General features: G+C 55.8%; 23 protein-coding genes and 2 pseudogenes. 1 reads left to right on the top strand and 24 read right to left on the bottom strand.

Annotation, left to right across the window (positions count from 1 at the left end; genetic code table 11):
* From ACJ8PL_RS04995 to ACJ8PL_RS04965, 7 genes and pseudogenes are all read right to left on the bottom strand, one after another.
* On the bottom strand, positions 1–1,470 hold the full coding sequence (locus ACJ8PL_RS04995) for a hypothetical protein (protein ID WP_442530871.1): 1,470 nt from the start codon (positions 1,468–1,470) through the stop codon (positions 1–3).
* Positions 1,467–4,304, bottom strand: a complete 2,838-nt coding sequence (locus ACJ8PL_RS04990) for a hypothetical protein (protein WP_442530870.1) — start codon at positions 4,302–4,304, stop codon at positions 1,467–1,469. The genes ACJ8PL_RS04995 and ACJ8PL_RS04990 overlap by 4 nt, the downstream gene beginning before the upstream one ends.
* The gene (locus ACJ8PL_RS04985; protein WP_274985345.1) at positions 4,304–4,831 is read right to left on the bottom strand and encodes a hypothetical protein; all 528 of its coding nucleotides are present in this window, start codon (positions 4,829–4,831) and stop codon (positions 4,304–4,306) included. Before ACJ8PL_RS04985 ends, ACJ8PL_RS04990 begins: the two co-directional genes overlap by 1 nt.
* Before the next feature lie 2 nt (positions 4,832–4,833).
* On the bottom strand, positions 4,834–5,283 hold the full coding sequence (locus ACJ8PL_RS04980) for a GNAT family N-acetyltransferase (RefSeq protein WP_442530869.1): 450 nt from the start codon (positions 5,281–5,283) through the stop codon (positions 4,834–4,836).
* 2 nt (positions 5,284–5,285) lie between these two features.
* Positions 5,286–7,273 (bottom strand): annotated as a pseudogene (locus ACJ8PL_RS04975) (hypothetical protein).
* 2 nt (positions 7,274–7,275) lie between these two features.
* Positions 7,276–7,845: a hypothetical protein gene (locus tag ACJ8PL_RS04970; protein WP_060426428.1), complete on the bottom strand. Its 570-nt coding sequence runs from the start codon at positions 7,843–7,845 to the stop codon at positions 7,276–7,278.
* A 54-nt stretch (positions 7,846–7,899) separates the two neighbouring features.
* The gene (locus ACJ8PL_RS04965; protein WP_428949657.1) at positions 7,900–8,811 is read right to left on the bottom strand and encodes a phage capsid protein; all 912 of its coding nucleotides are present in this window, start codon (positions 8,809–8,811) and stop codon (positions 7,900–7,902) included.
* 211 nt (positions 8,812–9,022) lie between these two features.
* On the opposite strand from ACJ8PL_RS04965, the gene ACJ8PL_RS04960 reads away from it, so the two are divergent.
* Positions 9,023–9,313, top strand: coding sequence for a hypothetical protein (locus ACJ8PL_RS04960; protein WP_274985340.1), 291 nt, complete (start codon positions 9,023–9,025; stop codon positions 9,311–9,313).
* 22 nt (positions 9,314–9,335) lie between these two features.
* Here the strand turns inward: ACJ8PL_RS04960 and ACJ8PL_RS04955 are convergent, their stop codons facing one another.
* From ACJ8PL_RS04955 to ACJ8PL_RS04875, 17 genes and pseudogenes are all read right to left on the bottom strand, one after another.
* Entirely contained in the window at positions 9,336–10,160 is an 825-nt protein-coding gene (locus ACJ8PL_RS04955) for a hypothetical protein (RefSeq protein ID WP_442530867.1), read from the bottom strand.
* On the bottom strand, positions 10,147–10,380 hold the full coding sequence (locus ACJ8PL_RS04950) for a Bbp19 family protein (RefSeq protein ID WP_342157456.1): 234 nt from the start codon (positions 10,378–10,380) through the stop codon (positions 10,147–10,149). The genes ACJ8PL_RS04955 and ACJ8PL_RS04950 overlap by 14 nt, the downstream gene beginning before the upstream one ends.
* Positions 10,380–12,002: a portal protein gene (locus tag ACJ8PL_RS04945; RefSeq protein ID WP_442530866.1), complete on the bottom strand. Its 1,623-nt coding sequence runs from the start codon at positions 12,000–12,002 to the stop codon at positions 10,380–10,382. Before ACJ8PL_RS04945 ends, ACJ8PL_RS04950 begins: the two co-directional genes overlap by 1 nt.
* 3 nt (positions 12,003–12,005) lie before the next feature.
* On the bottom strand, positions 12,006–12,224 hold the full coding sequence (locus ACJ8PL_RS04940) for a hypothetical protein (protein ID WP_060426441.1): 219 nt from the start codon (positions 12,222–12,224) through the stop codon (positions 12,006–12,008).
* A 10-nt stretch (positions 12,225–12,234) separates the two neighbouring features.
* Positions 12,235–12,714, bottom strand: coding sequence for a hypothetical protein (locus tag ACJ8PL_RS04935; protein ID WP_442530865.1), 480 nt, complete (start codon positions 12,712–12,714; stop codon positions 12,235–12,237).
* 28 nt (positions 12,715–12,742) lie between these two features.
* Positions 12,743–13,039 (bottom strand): hypothetical protein, encoded by a 297-nt coding sequence (locus ACJ8PL_RS04930; protein WP_041034508.1) that lies wholly within the window; start codon positions 13,037–13,039, stop codon positions 12,743–12,745.
* A 154-nt stretch (positions 13,040–13,193) separates the two neighbouring features.
* Positions 13,194–13,499 carry a Ref family recombination enhancement nuclease gene (locus tag ACJ8PL_RS04925; protein ID WP_072269391.1) on the bottom strand — a complete coding sequence of 102 codons (306 nt, stop codon included), beginning with the start codon at positions 13,497–13,499 and terminating at the stop codon, positions 13,194–13,196.
* Positions 13,500–13,507: 8 nt separating this feature from the next.
* Positions 13,508–14,104 carry a DUF1367 family protein gene (locus ACJ8PL_RS04920; protein WP_070559388.1) on the bottom strand — a complete coding sequence of 199 codons (597 nt, stop codon included), beginning with the start codon at positions 14,102–14,104 and terminating at the stop codon, positions 13,508–13,510.
* Positions 14,105–14,545: 441 nt separating this feature from the next.
* Positions 14,546–15,100, bottom strand: a complete 555-nt coding sequence (locus ACJ8PL_RS04915) for a hypothetical protein (protein ID WP_154618217.1) — start codon at positions 15,098–15,100, stop codon at positions 14,546–14,548.
* Positions 15,101–15,179: 79 nt separating this feature from the next.
* Positions 15,180–15,383 (bottom strand): annotated as a pseudogene (locus ACJ8PL_RS04910) (DNA cytosine methyltransferase); the annotation flags it as partial.
* A complete protein-coding gene (locus ACJ8PL_RS04905) occupies positions 15,377–16,279 on the bottom strand; it encodes a hypothetical protein (RefSeq protein WP_442530864.1) in 903 nt (300 codons plus the stop codon). The pseudogene ACJ8PL_RS04910 and the gene ACJ8PL_RS04905, both read right to left, overlap by 7 nt.
* Positions 16,280–16,534: 255 nt before the next feature.
* Positions 16,535–16,819, bottom strand: coding sequence for a DNA adenine methylase (locus tag ACJ8PL_RS04900; RefSeq protein WP_442530862.1), 285 nt, complete (start codon positions 16,817–16,819; stop codon positions 16,535–16,537).
* Positions 16,820–16,928: 109 nt separating this feature from the next.
* Positions 16,929–17,171, bottom strand: a complete 243-nt coding sequence (locus ACJ8PL_RS04895; protein ID WP_060431580.1) for a hypothetical protein — start codon at positions 17,169–17,171, stop codon at positions 16,929–16,931.
* A 3-nt stretch (positions 17,172–17,174) separates the two neighbouring features.
* Entirely contained in the window at positions 17,175–17,597 is a 423-nt protein-coding gene (locus ACJ8PL_RS04890; RefSeq protein WP_243811154.1) for a hypothetical protein, read from the bottom strand.
* Between the two features lie 44 nt (positions 17,598–17,641).
* Entirely contained in the window at positions 17,642–19,057 is a 1,416-nt protein-coding gene (locus ACJ8PL_RS04885; protein ID WP_442530860.1) for a DnaB-like helicase C-terminal domain-containing protein, read from the bottom strand.
* Positions 19,047–19,850, bottom strand: a complete 804-nt coding sequence (locus ACJ8PL_RS04880; RefSeq protein ID WP_442530858.1) for a replication protein — start codon at positions 19,848–19,850, stop codon at positions 19,047–19,049. Before ACJ8PL_RS04880 ends, ACJ8PL_RS04885 begins: the two co-directional genes overlap by 11 nt.
* A gap of 2 nt (positions 19,851–19,852) precedes the next feature.
* Complete coding sequence (locus ACJ8PL_RS04875; RefSeq protein ID WP_079451884.1) at positions 19,853–20,077, bottom strand: hypothetical protein; 225 nt, start codon at positions 20,075–20,077, stop codon at positions 19,853–19,855.
* Between the last annotated feature and the right edge of the window lie 24 nt (positions 20,078–20,101).

Raw genomic sequence — 20,101 nt, 5'->3', positions numbered from 1 at the left:
TTATCTCCTCAGGAAGCAGCTCACGGCCACATCAAATAAATTTGCATCATGTTGGGCATTGGCCACATCGCGATCGGCCTCAGCCATCAGATCGGCTGCCCTTACCATCGTTGTGCTGTCATCTGGGTTTACGACGTGAACCTGCAGATCCGGGTTGTCGGAAATGGCGCGCTGCGCCTCCAGTGTGTCGGCCTCCGCTGCGCGGGAATCATCCCCGCGAATGGCGCGCTCAGCGCCCGCAACTTCATCTTGCTGGATCTGCTCTCGCGTTCTGGGTTTCGGTGTGGCGAGGTAATTGGCGCCGGCCACATCGTCGAAACGAACCGCGTCAGTATCGCGAATTACGGCATCAGGTAATCCCATCGCCTTACGCACCTCTTGCGATGCCAGATCGACACGCGGGCGGCGCTGAATAAACTCGGCTCCATCCATCAATGAACCGACGTCTACCGGGTGCCCAGCGAGCGCATCAGTCATGGCTTTATCCATGGCGCGGGCATGCGCATTGCGTGATAGGACGCTTACAGGAACACCAGGCGATGCCGTAACCTCATAGTTGAGGTGAGAGCTTGAAGTCAGCGCCGCGTCGATCTCTGCCGGCTCTGCGCTGCGTACCGCCACGCTTTCGCCCCGGCTATTGATAAATCGACCAAGCCCGCCGAAAGCTATGCCGAGCACGGCGTCGACCGCCAACGCCTGGTTATCGAAAACATCGTACTGGCGGGCCATATCCTCATAGCCACCGCGTCGTAGGATCTCCGCTGATAAACCCCTCTGTGCCATGCCCATCGCGACGTTGGTACCTGCGGAATAAAGCAGGTCAGGTACCGCCCGCGCAGCAGTACCGGCAGCAGCGCCTACAGCTGTACCGCCGGAAGTTAGAGCGGCGCCAACACCTTCAGCTACTGCACCACCGGCACGAAGGCCGAGAGACATAGGAAGAACTGCGCCAAGCGCCGCTGTCCCTCCAGTTACCAGCGCTTTTTCTACAGCGGTGCCATAATCCACACCGTCAGCGCGAGACTTCTCGTAATCTGAAAAGCCCTGCAGGCCGCCAACTGTTGCCGCGGCGCCAGGCAACCCACCCAACAACGTGCCAGCCGCCGCCTGCCCACCCACCTCCGCCAGAGAGAAAAGCACCTGCCCGGCGGTACCGGTGGTTCCGGCATCAGGCGTTAACGCCCGCACCTGCTGTTCCGCCAGCTTTCGCTGATTCTTGATGAAACTTTCAGAAGTGTCGTTTACCCCAAATGTGTCATTGACTGCCCGGGAGATCGGCGAAACAAAAGCATCCACGCCTGCCCAGGCAACTTGATCGGCCTGTGTAACCCCGGCGTAAAGCCCCTTGAAAGGGGCAGTGAATGCGCCTTCAAAAAAATCAGCATCAGAGCGGGCGGAGCCGATTGGGTTTTCTGCTGCCGCCGCCAGTTCCCTGTTTTGCTGCGCCTGGTTAAATCCGAAATAACTCACTGCGGTATCCCTCCGTTTCCGAGGCGAACGCGCTCAGCGTTGATGCGGAGCACGACCGGATTACCGTCCTTACCTAGCAGGTAGCCGGCGCCCAGCTTTATCAGGTATTGGCTGTCGCCAAAGCTTTGCAGCCCATATTGCCCAGGCGGCGCCTTGATGCCGGCATCAACGATCTGGGATTGCCACGCGGTGTCTACGGCAGAATCAAATTGCCCCTCTGACATTCCCCACGGTAGCAAAACCTCTCCCTGCCCGTTGTAATCGTAAACGCCACCCGTCGCGACGTTGATTGCCTGAGTCCATGCGTCACGGTCATATTCGCCAGAAACATCGCCCTTCTTGGCCATCAGCCCAGCGTAGTAGTCCTTGGCCACCTCATAGGCCTGTGACGCGCCGGCCGCATCTCCGGCAAAGGCATTCCCGACTGCATCAACGAAATCCGGGCGCAGATCGGAATCTTTCGGTATCTCGATTCCTTTCGTTTTGTTCTCCACCCCATTCACTTTGGTGGTGATCCCAGCCCGAGCATTCGCCCCTTCGATGATTGTTTTTGCCGCATCATCGGGGTTTACCATGGAGTCTGAGATCCATCCGGACTTACCGATCACATTACCGCTCTTACCCATAATCGCGCCCGCAACAGCAGCGGATGGGGCGTAACTGCTAACCTGCTGCAGCGCTGATGAATACTGCGCGCCTGTCCCTAACCCCTGGCGCATCGCATCCAGGTAGGCAACTGACTGCGACGCCGGCGCTGTACGCAGCATCTCGCCAATCTGCGATGCTTCTGCCTTTGAAAATACGGTTAACGGCGTTCCGTAGTGCCGGGCGATCTCTGGGGTGGCGCTGGCGCGGTTTGTCAGGCTGCTGCCGAACGCCTCAGGGGATTGCATATCCAGCGGGTTAACCTGCTGCTGGCCGGCGGCATAAAGGATGGGATCGGCTTCACGTACCTTGTTCACGTACGCCACGGCTTTTTGCAAGGTTTCGTATCGCTTAGACGATTCGGCGAACCCTTCGCCGGGTACCGGCTCGCGTGCGTTAAGCAGCGCCTGCTGACCGCCCGGAGATAGCTGTTGTACAACCGAAATGTCGCGGCTAAGTTGGCGCGTATCGAGGTAGCTGGCGTACTCTTTTTGTCCGGCGTCATATCCATAAGCGCGGACAAACTCGCCCTCGCTAAACTCGCGTGGATAGCTCTTGCCCTGGTAGGCTACGGCGTTGAAGTCTTTCAGCTCACTTTCCAGCCCGGCACGATATTCACGCTGCTGTTGGCTTAACTGCCCTTGCGCCATGCTACGCAGTTGCGCCAGCTGTACCGGGTCGAGCTGAGTAACCGCTGTTGCTGCGCCAGCCGCACGCAAATTTCCACCTTCTGGCTGGGGCAAGGCGGTCATACCCAACGCAGCCATAGCGCCGGTGGTGATCTGCTCTTGCGAATAGGGATTGCTGCCATTTTCGTGTTGGGTGATGCTGGCGCACAGCGCAGTAAGCGTGTTGATATCGGTCAAATCAAGACGTTTGTCAGCCGGTACGCCGAGCGCCTTGGATACCGCCGCCGTGTAGGCTGCAGTGTCGTTTTCGTTGGGTGGCGCCCACCGCCCGATAATTTGCTCAACCGTGGTGTAACCGCGTTTGTTGTAGGCCAGCAGATTTTTACATAGCGCGCGCAGCCCGTGTTCCGGTGTGGCGAACGACGCAAAACGACCATCGCCTTTTACTTCCCCGTCCCAGGTATTGGCAGTTTTAACCAGGTTACCGGGGTTGTTATTGCGAATGCCAAGTGGCTGCGAGCTGTTAGGTTTTACATAAAGCTTTTCCTGATCAGAATGCAGCCGCTCCGCGTATTTCGTTGCATCATCTGGATTGTCGAAGATGCCAAGGTGTTTACCTGTTTTTTCATAAACGGCAATCGCCTCATCATCGGAAAGAATTTTTCCATCATCACTAACCGTTGGGATAAGCACTTCGCCTTCATCGGTACCGATCGAAATCGTGCGAACGGTGCTGATCGTGCCATCTGAATTTTTAACCGTCGGTCGATGCAAGAGATCAATATTTCCCGACGCTACCATGCCCTGAGTATCATTTGGGGTTCCGCCAAATTGCTTCGTACCGCTGTAGCGTATTGCGCCGCCGGCATCAGATGGCTCTCCCATCAGGCGAACAGCAGTTGCCGCATCCGACGCAACCAAATTTTCCATGGTTTTATATGCGGTTGTTTTAACGTAATTATTTTGTTGTTCGGTTACTTGTTCCGGCGTCCAGCCGTGAGCCTTACCATACTCAGCGATCTGCTGCTGCGCGCTACCAACCTCTAACTGATAATTAACGTTGTCACCCCAATAGCTCTGGGCACGCGTGGAGCTGTTCGCTATGGTCGACTCAAAATTACCCTGCTCCACCTGGCGGCGCTGGCTCATCTCATGGGTTAACCCCGTGCGCTCGAGCTGAATGCGCTTTGCGATGGCCATTTGCTGGAACTGTGGACGCACTTCCTCTGGCAACCCTGCGACCAGCTTGTTAGCAAAATCCTCGTACTGGCTAGTGTAATTTTTGGTAGCACCTTCCGCATTTGTTCCCTGCTGTGCCAGTAAGCCATGGTCAGGATCGTTAACCAGCCCGTTGCTGAAATCATCAAGCTGTAGAGCCGATGCCTGCAGTTGGCTCTGGTTATCCTGGGCAATTCGTCGCTGCTGATCTTCGGCAACACCGATCCCGACAGTCGCTAGGTGCTGCAATGCATTTGCAGGAGCACCAACGTTCCCAACGTCAATGCGCGTACGCTGGGCCTCCGGCACCACATTGCCAAAATTTCCGGTAGGTATCCGCATCAGCGTACCCCCATATTCGAGAACATGTTATTCGACGCCGCGGTGCCGGTATTCGTCGTGGTTGTTGGATTGGCCTTTTTCCAGCCCGAATAACCGGCGCCGGCAGCAGACAGCAGCGAGCTGCCCGCGTTGATATATCCGGACGTCGCCGCATTGCGGCCGCTGAGTCGGTCGGCCTGCGCCTGTGCGTTGTACCGCGCGCCGGTGTTCATGCCGTTCAGGATCGTCGTGTAGGCGTCCTGCTCTGCGTCGCCAGTGATGCCTGAAGTGATACGCAGCGCCGTACCCTCGCCAGTTTCTACGCCAGACGCCGCCAGCGCCGCGTTTGCCTGTGCGGCCTGCTCACGCCCTGCCTTGCGTATCCTGTCGGCTTGTACGCGCGCTGATGCGCGTGCGGACTCAGCGTCGGCGTTTGCCTGGTCTGCCTGGTAGTTCGCCATTTTCTGCTGCTGAATACCGCTTGCAGCAGCGCCGCCGGCAGCCAGCACCGATGATGCGACAAGGGCTATTTCCACACCTGTGCACATAATCAAATCTCCCTCGAATACAACAGGCCAGTGCGCGACAGGCCAAAACGTTCATACATCGCCCCGGTGCGTTCTTCATGCACGCCGGTGGTGATGCCCATATTGATAACGGCGGCGCCATGGTCAGCGGCCCACGCAATAAAGGTTTTAGCCAGGCGCGGGCCAGCAGATCCGCCGCGGTGCTCCGGCGCTATAAACAGCCCGTACTCGAACGCCGCCAGTTTGCGCGAAAACCACTGCTCGGCGATGCCGCCTGCCAGCCAGCCGATCACCTGGCCATCGCGCTCGGCAACCAGCACGCACCCGCCATGAGCGGCGATCAGGTGCTGCGCCAGTTCGGCGCACTTCTGCTCGTCGAATGGGGAGTTTTCCGCGTAGCGCGATTCAAGGTACATGCGGGCGCCAAGTTCAATCAGTGCCGGGATATCCCCGGCGGTTGCGTTGCGGATCATTGTCAGCCCCCGTTGCTGGTGAAAGTGGTGATAATGGACAGGAGGTGGAACGGCAGCGGCTGGCGCTGCTGGATAAGCAACGTGTCCTCGCCTTTCTCCCAGCCCAATTTTCCAAAGTAGTGATCGCCGGTGAACAAAGGCGCTGGCTTATCGAGAATCGCGGGGCCGAAGGTGCGGAACGGGATGATCGTCCCGTTGCACTCGGCGCCCGTGGTTTCAAGAAATCGCATCGTCACTTCGCTGGTGCGCTTCTTGGCGCTCTGCGTGGTGCCCTCGGTGGTTCCCACCTCTGGCGTGAGCGTTTGAATCGTTGACTCGAAGTGCAGACCGATTTCCACGCGGTAGGCTTTTCTTGTCAGCGTGATCTGACCGCTGGAAACCACCTGTACAGGCATCACTGAGCCGTCAGCAACAATATCGACGGTCTGCCCCTCGAGATGATTTAACCCTGACCACGTCGTTGCGCCGGCCTCGCTGCTGCCGGTTACGGCGGCGTCGGTATACAGCGTGGAGTCGAACACCTCGACGTAACGAACCTGCTGGCCGCCGATCTCCCGACGCACCAGCGCGTAGACCACATCGTTACGGTCTGACGGAATAGATGCCACCGATTCAAAGCCGCCGGCGGTGATCTGCCGTGACCAGGCGATAACCTCCTGCGCCCGGTCGATTGCCATCGTCACCATCACGCCATCGGTGCGCACCAGCCAGATAAAGGCATCAGGTTGCTGCTGGTACGCCATATCGATCACCCCGCCAGCGGTGATGTGTTCCGCCAGCACCGTCATATCGTTGGCCGAATACGAAACAAAGCTGTCCGGGTCATAGGCCACGGCGTAAGTTTTCGGCCAGCGCGCTGCACGAACATGATTTCGGTACCCACGCGCACCGGGCAGATCCCGTTGCAGCCGTATGGGCTGGGGTTTTTCACCGAGATATTCGTCGGGGTGATCGCCGCATCGTTGCCGGCGGTGATCGTGAATTCTCCGCCGTACGTCAGAGCGATCAGCGTGTTCATCTGTGCCAGGTGCACAATAGGGTTGAGTTGGTCAGACGACAGCGTAAAGCTGATCGCCTTGTCGTCGTCAGTACCCAGCTCAAACGACAAATAAACGCTGGTTTCGCTGAACCAGATGGTTTGCGGGTACCGTATCGATCCGGCCAGAACGAGGCGCTGTTGGTACAGCGTCACGGCGCCGGGGTAACCAAATTCGTCCGTCCATACCGTATCCTCGCGCGTCCATGCACCCGGCGACGCTGCCTGTGTGGCGGTGAGGTCTGTGCGGATAACGCCCACGGCTTTTTGCGCGCTGGTCACGCTTTTAATCAGCACCAGCCCGCTGTTAATGCGGACGTATGAGCCGACATCCTCCGCCACCCAGCCATCGCCAGTAAGATCGCCGTCTCCATCCTCTGGCGGCTCGTCGTCGCTCAGTGTTAGCGTGATTTCTGAACCAACGAACTCTTTTACCGACGGCTTGCACCACTTTTCCGGCGTGTCGCGGATTTCGTCGAACGGCTCAACGATGAACGGGCATGGCTCGAGCACCCAATCAAGTTGCCCGCGTCGCTGCAGTCGGTGCGGTTTAACGCCCTGGTGCACCAGAAACATGGTGTCAGCCCCCTGAACGTAATTCACGGCCGGCAGCATGGCGGAGCTGTACGGGCTGGCGATTTCATACGGAGTGTTGTCGTCGTTTACCAGCTGCGCGCCATTCTGGAAAATCCGCATGTAGCCGTCGCCAAACTCCAGCACGTACGCCTGAGAGCGGTTGAAAACGTAAGGGATCAGCCGTGCGTTACGGTCGCCATATTTGGCCGCTGCTGCAAAGCGAGTGCCAGGGCGACGCATAACCCCACCCTGCACCACGCAAACCGCGTTTTCGATCTGCTTGGCGCCGTTGGCGTACCGCGAAATATCAACGCGGCCCATCAGGCGCGGTGAAATCTCGCCTGCCGTGAAATTGGTTTTTATCAGGTTAGCGCGCACGGTCAGAACCTCGATTCGTATGTGGGATAGCCGCCCAGCTCTTCCGGCGGATCTTCCTGGCCATCAATGGCTTTGGCCTGGCGCAGCAAATACGCCGCCTCTTGCGTCAGGCTGTCGCGCAGGCTGGCCGAGGCCGTGACAGCGTAGGCAAGCTTTGCCGCCATAGTGGCTTCGGCAAGGTTCACCAGCGCGGCGTCCCAGGTTGATTCATCCTCGTTGCGGAAGATGTAACGCAGCCGGATCACGCTCTGGTTTGCCAGCAGCTTCTTACCCTCGATTCGATACGGGATATCGTCCCAGGCTTCACCCACCGAAAGAATACGCAGCAGGTCACCCGGTAACGGGAACTGAAACGAAAATCCGAACGCCGGTGCGGTGCTGCTCGGTGAGAGCACAACGCGCTTTACTGCGCAATTCCACGGATGTTTTCGCAGCAGGTCGTTACGAACGGTGGGATAAATATTTGAGCAAAGGCGGGCGTGCTCGTTGTTCTCGTCAAAACTGTTGATTGGGTGCGCACCGAGGGCAAGCAGTGCATTTGAACAGATGCTGATCGCGAAGTTGTTAGCCATAGATCACCTGATAAAAAAGGCCGGGGTGTTACCCCCGGCAAGGGAGCGCTGGCATTAAGCGGTGAAGTCGATCGCGACAACCTTGTTTTCGGCTGCGCGGCCGGCGCCATAGGACGCATCGACAGAAATCTGAATGGTGTTGTTCTTGTCGCGGCGCGGGCCGATATCGGTGTTGTACTCTGCACCGGTACCGAAATGCACCGCGGACTTGCACCAGGCGGCGGCGGTCTTGGTGGTGACAGCCGGATCGCCAGCGCTGGCCGAGTCCAGTTTTTCGTATGCCAACCACTTGAAGCCCAACCAGTTACCAGACACCGCACCTTCCTGCAGCATTTTCACCGCCATAAAGTCGGCGCTGGTCAGGGTGGTGTCGCTCAGGATCTGCGTCAACATGTCGGCGTTGTACGTGATGAACAGCTCTTCGCCGTTCTGCTCGTCACACTCGTTGCGGCGAAACATGGCCTTGGCGGCGATCAGCTTGGCCTTGGTCATGCCGGTACCGCCGGCCACAATCTTCTGAGACGCCGGCAGCGCCACAGGAGCATAGGCGCCAGTGTTCGAGGTTTTGCGCAGGACGGTATCCAGCAACGCGCGATAAATCACGTCGTCCTTTTTGCGGTTCGCGGCCGCCAGGGTCAGCTGCAGATATGGCCCCTGCGGGTCGGCGATCAGTTTGCGCAGGTCGCGTTTCTCCACCGGCACGAACACGCCGTAATCCGCCATCAGTGCGTTACGGGTACCCGCTTCAGGAAGATCCCACACCGTATCGCCGAAGCGCTCGGTGATTGGGTTCATTTCGATGGTGCCCATATCGTTGATGGTGAACGACGCGCCGGTAATCATCCCGCGATCGTTTACGGCAGCCTGCAGGCGCGAGTCCTTCTGCTGCGATGCGATTTCGAAAGAATCATGGAACTGCTGCACAAAGGCGGCGGTGATCATGTTCTTGTTCGGATCAAAAGCCATTTTTATCACTCCAAAGATTATCGCCTGCGGGTTATCGGGTTACCGGCCCTGAATACACCAGGCGAGTGGCGCGTACGCCTGGCGGGAGATACCAGTTATCCGGCTACCACGCCGGGCTGTTGGAGTGATAATGTGTGAGGTGGGCGGTCGGAATCCCGACCAAATGGGTGGGGCACATCCTACTTGAGCCAATTTTCTTTTGGAGGAAGCAATGTTAAGCAATTCATCCAATTTGGCCATGATTAACATGGTTTGCTTTGGTTTTCCTCCCGGGAAGTATTTCGTGATTAATGGAGATAGACCTGGCGACGCCGTAGATCCGGAAGGTCGCGTGATTTTGATTGATGAGGGAGGAAATCGTTATGCTTGGTTTACTAAAACGCTACGTTGGAATTCTTTCAAAGATTACCCTGTAAAGAGTGTGATTAAAGCAAGCCAGTACACTCATAAATTGAGAGTCGGAATTGACCCGCCTTATGTGGGAATGTTGGAAAATGAATAGCCGGCTTTGAGCCGGCTTTTGTTTATGCAATAGCCTGGTCGCCGTAGGTTTTCTGGTAGAACGCGCGCACCTGGGCAGACACACGTTCGTGATCGGCGTGTTTCGGGTTGCTGTAAGCCTCGGACTTCATCAGGTCGCGGATGCTCTGTTGCTCTTCGAGATTGATTTGTCCATTTCCTACGGGGGTATCCTCGCCCATCTCCGCGCCGATTTTCGCCAGCATGCGGATCACCATCGGGTTGTTGCCGATTTCGTCCATCTTGCCTTGGTCGGCAGGGTCAGCCAGCGACATAAATGCGCGGTGCGCTAGCCCGATATTTTTCTGAAATTCCGCATCGGTTTTCCACGTACCGCGCAGCTCGGTAGCCGCCGCCTCTTGATCCAGTTCTGCAGCACCGCCCACCAGCGCCGGAGCACGGTTCATGTACTCACCAAGGATAAAGCCCATCTGATCGTTGGTGATGCCCTTGGCGTGAGCCGCCTTGAGGAATCCCTGCATCTCAGGGTCGGCCTTGAACTCGTCCCACTTGAAGCCCTCAACCTCAACAGTAGGCGCATACTCGTCTGCGGTTTTTGGTGCCGCACTGGTGCCGCGCTGCTTTTCCAGGTGCGTGTAGGACTCGGCCAGCTTACGCGCGGATCCTTCGATATTGAGTTTCCCGTCATCGCCCATGACGCGGAATTTCTCAGGCACCCAATCATCGCCACCTGGCTGATTCTGTGCGCCGGTGCTCAGCAAGGAAGTGCTGCCGCCATCGCCGGTACCTGGGTTGCCGCCGTCACCAGTACCGCCACCTTCCCCACCTTCGCCGGCTGCATTCATCAATAAGTGTTTAAGCTTCCACATCGTCGTTTACTCCGTCTGCCAGATTAAGCTGGCGCAAAATGAAATCGAGCACGTCACGTTGCCCGGCCTTAAAACAGGTTTGGCGGTCACCCTCTGGGCCGCCCTTCACAAAAATTGATCCACCGAATCGCCGGGTTAATTCGTCCAGCACCTCGGTGCCGCCGGCCGTCTCTTCAAACAGCCGTTTGTAATCCAGTGGTGAAACTTGCTTGATGCCCATCAGCCCCCCGCCAGTTGTTGGCCAATTGCTTCACCAGCGCTCTGTCCCGCAGCGCCTGCCGCCTGCTGGCCGGCCTGCATCAGCAGAGCCTGTTGCTGTTGTTGTTGCTGCGCCTTGGCGCGCTGGTCGCGCAGCGTGGACACGTCCGCCGACGAGCGAATAACCTTGGCCGGCACACCCAGCGCCTCGCCGACAACGCGGCTTGCTTCGTCGCTGTCCATGTTGTCGATAATGTCCGGGTAAACCTGCACCAGCTGCATAACGTTCTGGGCGTAACGCTCAATCGCCGTGACGTCCTCCAGCTTCTGTGCGCGCGCCAGCGGAGAGATATAACGCACGTTGAAGTTGGCGGCGTTCATGCTTTCCGGCGGCTCAGGGAACACGCCAGCGCGGAACGCGATACCGAAACAGCGCTCAACCAGCGGCTGCAGGTATTCCGCCTGGAATCGTCCGTATACCGGCCCCAGCAGCTGGCGGATCAGCGCGACGCGCACATGCACCTCGGTGGCTGTCATGGCCGGGCCGTCCTGCGGCTGCAGCTGGTCGGCCATCATGATCTTGCGGATTGACGCCTGCAGACGCTCCTCAGCGGTGAATGCGACGTTGAAGTCTGAGCCGGTCAGCAGCGGCTTCATGCTGTCTACGCTGTTGGCCACGATGATGCGACGCGGCCCCACTTTCACCGTGCGAGGGTTAAGCACGCCGTCATCCTCGGCGATCCACATGCCGGAAATCGCCAAGTCCTGCGCGGCTTTCTCCATGCGTTTGGTTTCGTTCAGCTCCTTGCAGTCCGGCAGCGCGTCATAAACCGGGCCGATGCCGTACGAACCGCCGGGGATTTTCATCCAGCGCGGCACGCAGCAGGGGAATTCGTGGTAGCCGGATTCGCGCACCACTTTTTTTGCGGTCACATCGATGTTGTACGACGCGAAGCGCAGGTTTTTAGCCAGGCGCGCGTTAACCATGTAATTCGTGCGCGGGAAAATCGCGTGCAGAAAATCAAATTTGTCGTCTGGCTTTTTCTTGGCGGCGTCGCGGATCTTCTCGCTTACAGCATCTTGGCCAAACTCGGCGATCGCCTGCTCGGCGGTCAGCTGATAGCAGCGGAAAATCGTATCGACAATGCCATCCTTGCGGGTCGATGCAACGTAGCACTGCGCCAGTGGCCACTGCTGGAATGAATAGCCGCCCTCGTCCCGGTCTTCATCGACGTACAGCACAAACCAACCAGCGCACACCACATCGAGATTTGCCTCGTAGCCCTCGGCGTCGAAGTTGGCAGCGTGGATGTTTTCCCACACCAGCGTTGCGCAGGTAGAAAGCCACGCCTTGGCATCGTCCGGCAGGGATTCGCTGTCGAGGTTCAGCCATTGCGCATTTGCCGGCGTCATGCCGGACATGAGAGCGGACGCCAGCATGCGCGAGCTATCGGTCGCCGTGCCGTCCAACAGCTTGGCCACCTTGTGCTTAGCGCTCTGAGCGTCCAGCACCTCAGACGAAAAGCCAGCGCCGCGCAGCGGGTACGTGTAGTCGTAGCACTCCCGCCAGACGCTTTCATGCATCTGCCGGGTGGCTTTGAGCGTGTTCACGCGTTTAATCAGCCTTGCGGCGGTGTCGTCCATCAATCACGCTCCCAGCGTTGGTTTGCCCTGCGCACCGCTTGCGAGCAGCGAGTCGCCGGAATCGGCCGCGCCCTGTGCGCCACTGGCCAGCAATGACGAGCCCTTTTTGCGCTTCTTACGGCTTGCCGCGTCGGCGTTTGAGGCTTTAGCCGCAGCGTCGGCTGCCGCGTCTGCCTCGGCCTGCGGGTCGCTCTGAACAACTTTCGGTGTCGATCCACACATCACGATTTCCTTAGCCTGGTACGTGCCAGCCGTGTTCGGTTAAAACAGGTTTGCCCGGTGCCGGCTGCTTCTTGCCCTCTTCGTTCGTCACCATCGGGCCAGCGCCGCCGGTAGCCACATCGGTGGCCTTCTTCACCAGAGTGATGAATTCAAGGTTGTCGGTCAGGCTGCGATCGTCAGCGTCAAGGAACTCCAGCGCCTCAAATCGAGCGATAACGGCGGCGCCCTGCTCGTTTAGCCCGGACAGAATCGTGTTGCGCTCTTCCAGTGCTGCGCCGTCGAGCAGTTTTGCGACGCGCTGCTGCACAATCGCCGATTTGTCATCGCCTGCGGTAATCACCGTGGCGCCAGCGGTGGCGTCGTTCAGCTGTTCAGGCGTGTTTGCTGGTTGTTGCACGACAGAATTCAACAGCACCGCGTCAGTGGCGTTTTCTTTCGGCTGTTGGTTTTCCTGTCCAGGCACCTCGAGATTTTTACGTGGTCGAGCCATTGCATTTACTCCTTGGGTTGTTGAGCGGTCATTGTCTGCCCTGCTTGCGGTCGGATTCCCGACCAATTACCGGGCGCTTAAACGTCCACCATTGCCGGTAAAGCACGGTCGGCAAGTTGCTACGGTCTGAGCCCGTAGCCTGGCACCAGAGAGCGATCAGCGCCTCCCCGTCGCCGTGACGCGGTTCAGATCCCGACTTCCAGCCGAGAACGGCAGATTTCGACACGCCCAATTCCTCGGCGATGCTCTGCGTTGCCATGCGTGTGCGGTTGATATCGGTAATCACGCGAAACCAGTCGGTGCGGAATGTTGCGACGAGAGGCATGATCAGCCCCCTAAACGCGCGCGTGCGCGAGCATAGAGAGAGACGAACACGCCGCCGGCCATTGCGAGAAGATGGACCAAACAGGATTTTGTTCTTTTCCACCGCTTGGCGCTCTGTGACTTTTCGCTATTTCCTGCTGGTCTTAGGGATAGGATTAAATTCTGCATTCGCGCAATTCCTCCACTTCCCGATTAACCTGATCGAGCAATTCCAGCTCAGTGCCGTAATTTTTCTCCCATGTTTTCCTTCCTGCGTGTACGGCTACACCGTGGCCGCCAGTGCGGTGATGCGGTGGGCATAATGGGAGGGTTTGCTTATGAGTGGCGCGCTGTGCTGTTCCCTGTCCTGTGCGGATATGGTGTATTTCTGCAGGGGATGATCCGTAACCCAGATTGCGGCAGACGACGCAGCCAAGATCTGCCACGTCGGATAACCATTGCTTTTCGTCTTTGGTCGCCATGGCTCCCCCTATGCCGTGTAGCTGAGCAGTTGGGAGGCGGCGTTTTCTGCAGCCTGCTGATTGGGGAACGAGCGGAACAGGATGAAATTCCAGAGCACGTCGATTGTGGCTTTGTAGAGCTGGGCGAACTCAATATCGTCCATCTTTGCGAACGATACGCTGCGGGGTTCTTTGCGCTCGCTGCCATCCGGCATCTGATATGCGGTGTAATGGCCAGATTGGATCGTTACCCAGGCGCGGAATGCCTCGAACGATTTTGCGGCAGAGATATTCCCGGCGCGCTTTTCTGCCACGTCTTGCAGATACTCGTCGGCGGCTGCCTGCAGCGTGCTTTCGTTCCCAGCGTAATACGCGAGGAATTTCACGTAACCTGTGATCAGCTCTTTGTCGGTCGGCGATATGGCGCCGCCTGTCGGTTCCCAATACTGGAAGCCGAGATTCAGCAGGGAGAAATATTTGCGGTGAAATGCCGGGTTGCGAGCCTGGCTAAAATCGGCATACAGGACGGCGCCGATCTTCACTTTGGTTTTCAGGAATTCGATCGCGTCCGGGGTGGCCGGCACTAACAAATTTCCTGCGGATTTTACAAACGAATACTGCGCCATTGGGTGCTCTCCAGTAGCGCAGCAGTTGTTCAGATTTATGGTGTGCTGGGTGTTCAGTCCAGCACACTAATTATAGCGCAATACCGTCAGGTGAAACAACCGAATAACCAGACCGTTTAGCTATATCAATCAACGCGTTAAGTGATGCTACATGCTCATTATCTCGAAGTTTTCGCGCGCTCGTTACTCGACCGCCCTCGCACCTCAGCAGCACGCGGCCGTCGTATGGTAAATTGTTTATAATGTCTTGTTCTATAATCACTCTTTGCTTACTCCCCGGCACAACAAATCTCACGGGAGGATTATGGCACAAAAAACACTGTTTATACGCACAGTGCTTTTGTGTGACGTGTGAGCAAAATCCACCACATCCAACAGTGGGTTCTAGAATGTGAAAAAACCACCGTATGAGGTGGTTTCTGGAGGAGGAAAAATCTCGTTTTATTGGGAAGCTTTCAAGTAGTTTTCTTCAATTTTATTCATGAGCGACTTACTTATCTCGAAGGTAAAACTTTCACCAGTTGTAACGCTCACCTCGCATCTAAAATCTTTGGTTTTTCCTCCCTGCTCTTTTAATCCTTTGGCTATTTTTTCTATCCATTCAGAATTGCCATCTAAATCTATCCAGAAAACTGCCTGCTCTCCGTAATCCAGTTTCTGTGGCAGTTGCATAGATCTAGGGGAGTTAAATGGCTGGAAAAACGAAATATCTTTTTTAAAGACCCAATTTATGGATGTAATTTTTACTGTATTCAAAGCTAGATTAGTAATAACAATAGATACGCCCTTCGTTTGATACGGACCAGTAAAAGTTACTGACTCTCCAACTCTACAACTGATGCGAGCTTTTGGTTTCTTTAATCCCAGATGAAGTGACACACACACGGCCAAAAATGTTGCCACCCCAGAAAACCAGGTTCCAATCATTGACAGAAAGGCCCAATCAGCTGTTTCTCTAGCGGCAACCAATGATTGATATGAAAGATACGAATCCACATTATCTCCTGTTATTTGTGTTGGCACGATATTACTTGAGTACACATCCTGTGGCACTCAGTAAGTACCACCGATGATATTAGGCTGCCATTTCCCTAACACAATATTTCGGTATATTCACCCTCGCTAGCGCCTCCGCGAACGGCGGCGGTACAGAGTTACCACAACGCGCAACCTGCTACAATTTAGGCCAGCGGGTGCCGTCAATATCCTGACCGATGATGTAGCTACGCGGGAAGTCATTTGCGTTATACAGCTCGCGCGGTTCAAGCTCGCTTATGCAAAATATTGAGCCACTTCCATTCGCATGTTTTCTAATAACTTCTTATTTTGAGGGCGATTGTAGAACACAGTAGCCGAATCACCATTAATCTTATCCGCGCCAATAAACCCCATTGCGTGTGCACGATCAAACCTTTCAATTATATTAACGAACTCATCAAATCTATTTCCAAGATTAGGCTCTCTGAACTGATAGAAGTATTTAGTGGTTGGTTTAAATTCGCGCTCACTTATAATTGATCCAAGGGAAGAATTATTCTTTACATACCCGATATTATTATCATTTTTAATAGCACTATTTAAAACCCTTTTTATCTCTTTAAGTTCCTCCAGGAAAATCTCGTTAACCCCCACCTCTTTTTCATCTAACTTCGCAACCTTGAATGTTCCAAAGTGTTTTAAGAATGTGGTGTATTCAGGATCGGTCGTAGCCCTTTTGTGGGTTTCTTGTATTTTCCCGGCTAGTTTTTCCTTAAAGTCATTTATAGCTTGATATCGTAAATCACTCGGATACTCGAGATGCTCTATAGATGAAATATCAAAGGAATACGGTGTTTTCTCATCTTTGACTATTACGGTAGGTTTATCAAATGCTAGTCTCATACCAAGTTCAAACATCACATTGGCATTGCGAGCGCTTATATCGCACACAACTATTGGATTATTATAAATATTTTGAACTATTCGCTTTTGAATTACACTTACATCATCATCAAAACTTACCATATTTGGTTCAAAACCAGCGCTACTAGCTGCTTCACTTAAAATATTATACACATCTGTCCAATGTCCTTTAGGATACGTCGGAGTATCCGCTATCGGCATAATTATCCCACAAACATTATTTTTGCTATCATCTTGTTCTGTGTTATCTATTTTCTTTGCCTTTGAACTCATAATGCCTCCATAGCGTTCGCATACAAATCATGATGCTGTAGATGCCCTCGAATTAATAAACCAACTAATAATTCACAAAGAAATTAATCCAAAAAATATCACGCTGAGTTTGGACTAATCCACAAGCATTCGGTTCTAGTTTTAGTACCTCTTCCAGCACTTATTCTCGCTGTTTTTTTTACCTTACGCCACCCTCTTAACAAGTCGTTATAAAGCTCGGAGTCGTAGCCAGAAATCAAAACCATTCCATTAATCTTAAGCGGCGTTGAACTCATCTCTGCTATAAGGGGTCAATGCGCAAAGTGCGTGTAAGCGAGCATTGTTGGCAGGATCGCGTAACACTTTGAATAAGTTCACCACATCCCCATCAATATCGTTGTAAACCTCTGAGTAACTGCGTTTTTTCCTCAGCAATACGCCAGCTGCGCCACCAAATGGTTCAACGTAACAGGTGTGGTCTGGCAAGTGCTCAATAATCCATGGTGCCAGGCGGAATTTAGCGCCATGATAACGCAACGCTGGTGATTTGATTTCCGTCATACCAGCACCACCAGCACGACCGTCGCCGCAACAACAACCCAGAAAATCGCGCATGCATAGAACAGCGCCGCCCACGGGTTGTTGATCGCCCAACCTTTAAAATGTGTCATTATCCCTTCCCCTCTCTGCGATCACGCCAGTAATTCAGGCGTGCTCTGAAATGTTCCCGGTATTGCTCCGGCGCCTCTTCAATCGCCACCAGCACCTTGGTGCGGGTGATCTTCCTCGCGAATAAGTCGCGTACCAGGCCACAGGCGCGCAGGTCGAACTGCTCTAAATCGCGTTGTTCCTGCGTCCAGGCGCCTCGATTGAATGGCAGGCCGGGCGGTAGATAGTCCGATTGCCCGGCCATGGTTTATGCCCTCGATTCGGCCGCCAGACGGCGCATGACGTCTTTTTCACGTGGGGGTAACCCACTTGCCACGCTTTTCTGTATTTCGCGGCGTACGGCCGTTAGAGGCTTCAGGATGTGCAGCACCTTATCGAGCGGCATGCGGAGCATCAGCGCGATACTTTCGGGGGAGCGTCCTAGGCGCTGCAGCTCATAGATGCCGGTCATCACCCGGCGGCCGTAGCTGATGCGATCGCCAATTTTGACGATCGGGCCGGATTCGGCTGCCGGCCGGGCGACGCGCTGGGGTTTCGGAGGTGGGCAGTACGGCGCGCGGGAACGGGCGCGGGCTGCCTGGTTGATGCGGTCGAGAATCGCCGGCGCGTGGTCGCAGCCGTCATCCATCACAAACCGCTTATCGCGGATCATTTCGTTGATAGTGCTCATGGTCTTTCCTCGTTTTGGTCGTTCAAGCGCTGGTCAGGCGCCGGTTAAAAACTCTTTGTCGCTTCGTTCTTGTCGGCGTAACGCCGCTCTCTCGTTTGCCCGGTTTGCGCCCGGCGCGCGGCCTCCTCGTCAGTTATGTCTCGGATATATCCGTTTTCCAGCAGCGCATACGCGGTGCCAGTAGCGCCCTCGCGGTTCAGGCGCAAAATCACTTCCATCAGCTGCGGGTCGGCGCCTTTGGTGTATACGGCGTCGCGGTACAGGCCGATCCACACGTCGCAATCCTGCTCGATCTGGCCGGTGTCCTTACTGTCGCTCGGCACCGGGCGCTTGTCGGCGCGGTCTTCGAGTTTGCGGTTCAGCTGGGTCAGCAGCAGCACCGGGCAATCCAATTCTTTGGCCAGATTTTTCAGGCCGGTGGTTATATCGCCATACGCAATATCGCGGCGCTCGGCTTCCTCGGCTTTCATCAGGGTCAGGTAGTCGATCGCCACCAGCCCCACCGTGCCGCGCTGGCGCTTCACTTTGCGGCACTCCGCCACGATGTGCGCCAGCGTTACGCCCGGCGTACTATCGATCATCAGATTTGACTCGGCCAGCTCGGTGGCCTTGGCCATGGCGCGCGCCATATCGCTGTCGTCGTGGGCGCCAACGTAGAAAATCTCCGATTTCACGCGGGCTTCCTGTGCGACCATTCGCTCGATGATCCCCCGGTCGGTCATTTCCAGGCTGAAAACGAGCGTCGGCAGTCGGTGGTTCAACGCAAAGTGCGCGCTGATTTTGTTGTACAGCGCGGTTTTGCCCATCTTCGGGCGGGCGCCCACCACAACCAGCGCGCCGCGCAGCACCTGTTTTGGGTACATCAGCCGGTCGAGGCTCTCGATCCCCAGCGTCAGGCCGGCGGCGCTGTCCGGGTCTTGGAATCGGCGATCCATCTCGTCCACCCATTCGCCGATCACGTCGCCCGCTGCGCGCAGGCCTCCGCGTTTGCCGGTCTTCGCGTGGTCGGATACGGCGGTGATCATCTGCTGCACGCTGGCCAGCTTGTTCGCCGCGTCCATGCCATTGTTGGCACCCACCAGCTCAACGCAGGCGTAAAGCTTCTCCAGCGCGAAGCGAAGAACGGCTTTCTCTCGCACGGCATGCGCATAACTGACCATCGCGGGAACGCTGGTATTCCTGCCGGTTTCAGCCAGGTACGCGAACCCACCTACCTGCTCCAGTACGCCCTTGTTCTCGAGCGAATCGCTCAGGGTGATCAGGTCAGTCGGTCGGCTGGCGTTCACCAGCGCGCGCAGCTCGGTGAAAATTATCCGGTGCGCCGCCAGGTAGAACGATTCCGGTTTCAACAGGCCGAACACTGCCGCCGCCCTGTCGTGCTCAGTGTTGTGCATCAGGCTGCCGAGAATGGCCTGCTCAAGGTCGATGTTGTACGGCGCGGCCGGCAGGTTATCGATCATCGGCGCGGCCCTCTTTCACGGCGACATAGCAGCGCTCGGTGATCAGGTAGTCGAAGTTTTTACGGCGCCACTGGCCACCACGGCCGTTCGGCCGGTCTTCCAGCATCCACCGGCAGTTCTCTGCGATAAACTGCAGGTATGCCTGCCAGCGGGTTTCGTTGAACTTGAATTTCTTCCAGAAGTTACGCAGCGTGCGCTTACGGGTATCCGTCAGGATCTGCACCGTCGCCATTTCCGGCAGCGTAGCGTGATAGGCATCGAGGATTTTTTGATAATCCATCCGATCGGCCTGCGGCTGTTCAGGGTGATCAGCGCCAGCTGATCCACCATCAGTAATCTCTGTAGTATTCTCTGTTGTATTCTCTTGTAACATTTGGTCATTTTGACCAGATGAAAACTGGTCATTCTGACCACATGCCATTTGGTCATTTTGACCATATGCATTTACGCAACTTAGCTTTTCCAATTGGTCATAATTTATCGTGTACCACTTGGTGCGGGTGTACGGATCATTCAGCAATTCGCGATGCAGTTTCGCCGACAAAATAAGCCCTGCAGATTCCAGACTGGCCAGCGTGCGCTTGATGGTGCTGTCAGACCAAAAGACTAATTCTTCTGACCACTCAGCCGCTGTTCTGTAAAACCAGACGCGTCCGCCGTGCCGGTGTTCAGAACGGCTTAACCAGTAGTGGATCTGCTGCAGCAAGATAGCTTCATTCAACCCAATCTTGGCCGCTAGCGACGGCATAACCAGCAGCGGCGGCTCGTTTATCAGAAGCTTGGAAGTGTTCATCGTCAGATCCCCAGCGCGTCCGCTATCTGTCGGCACGCGTCCTGGTACTGCTCCGGCGATAAATTGAGTTGGCGCAGCGCGGCCTTGCTCTGCTCGTATTGTTCCCAGACCGACAGCGCAGCAGCGCGCCGACCTTCAAAAATTGGCTCGATCTCTTCCCGGTGCGCTGGCGCGCCGTTCAGCTTGTAGCCGTTCCGCCAGGTGATGCGGTCGATTGAATTGAGCATTGGTCTTTCCTCGGTACAAAGTTT

The organism is Serratia sp. CY83965 (genome assembly GCF_052166375.1).
GTDB lineage: Bacteria > Pseudomonadota > Gammaproteobacteria > Enterobacterales > Enterobacteriaceae > Serratia > Serratia marcescens.
This window is presented reverse-complemented; position numbering and strand designations above follow the sequence as displayed.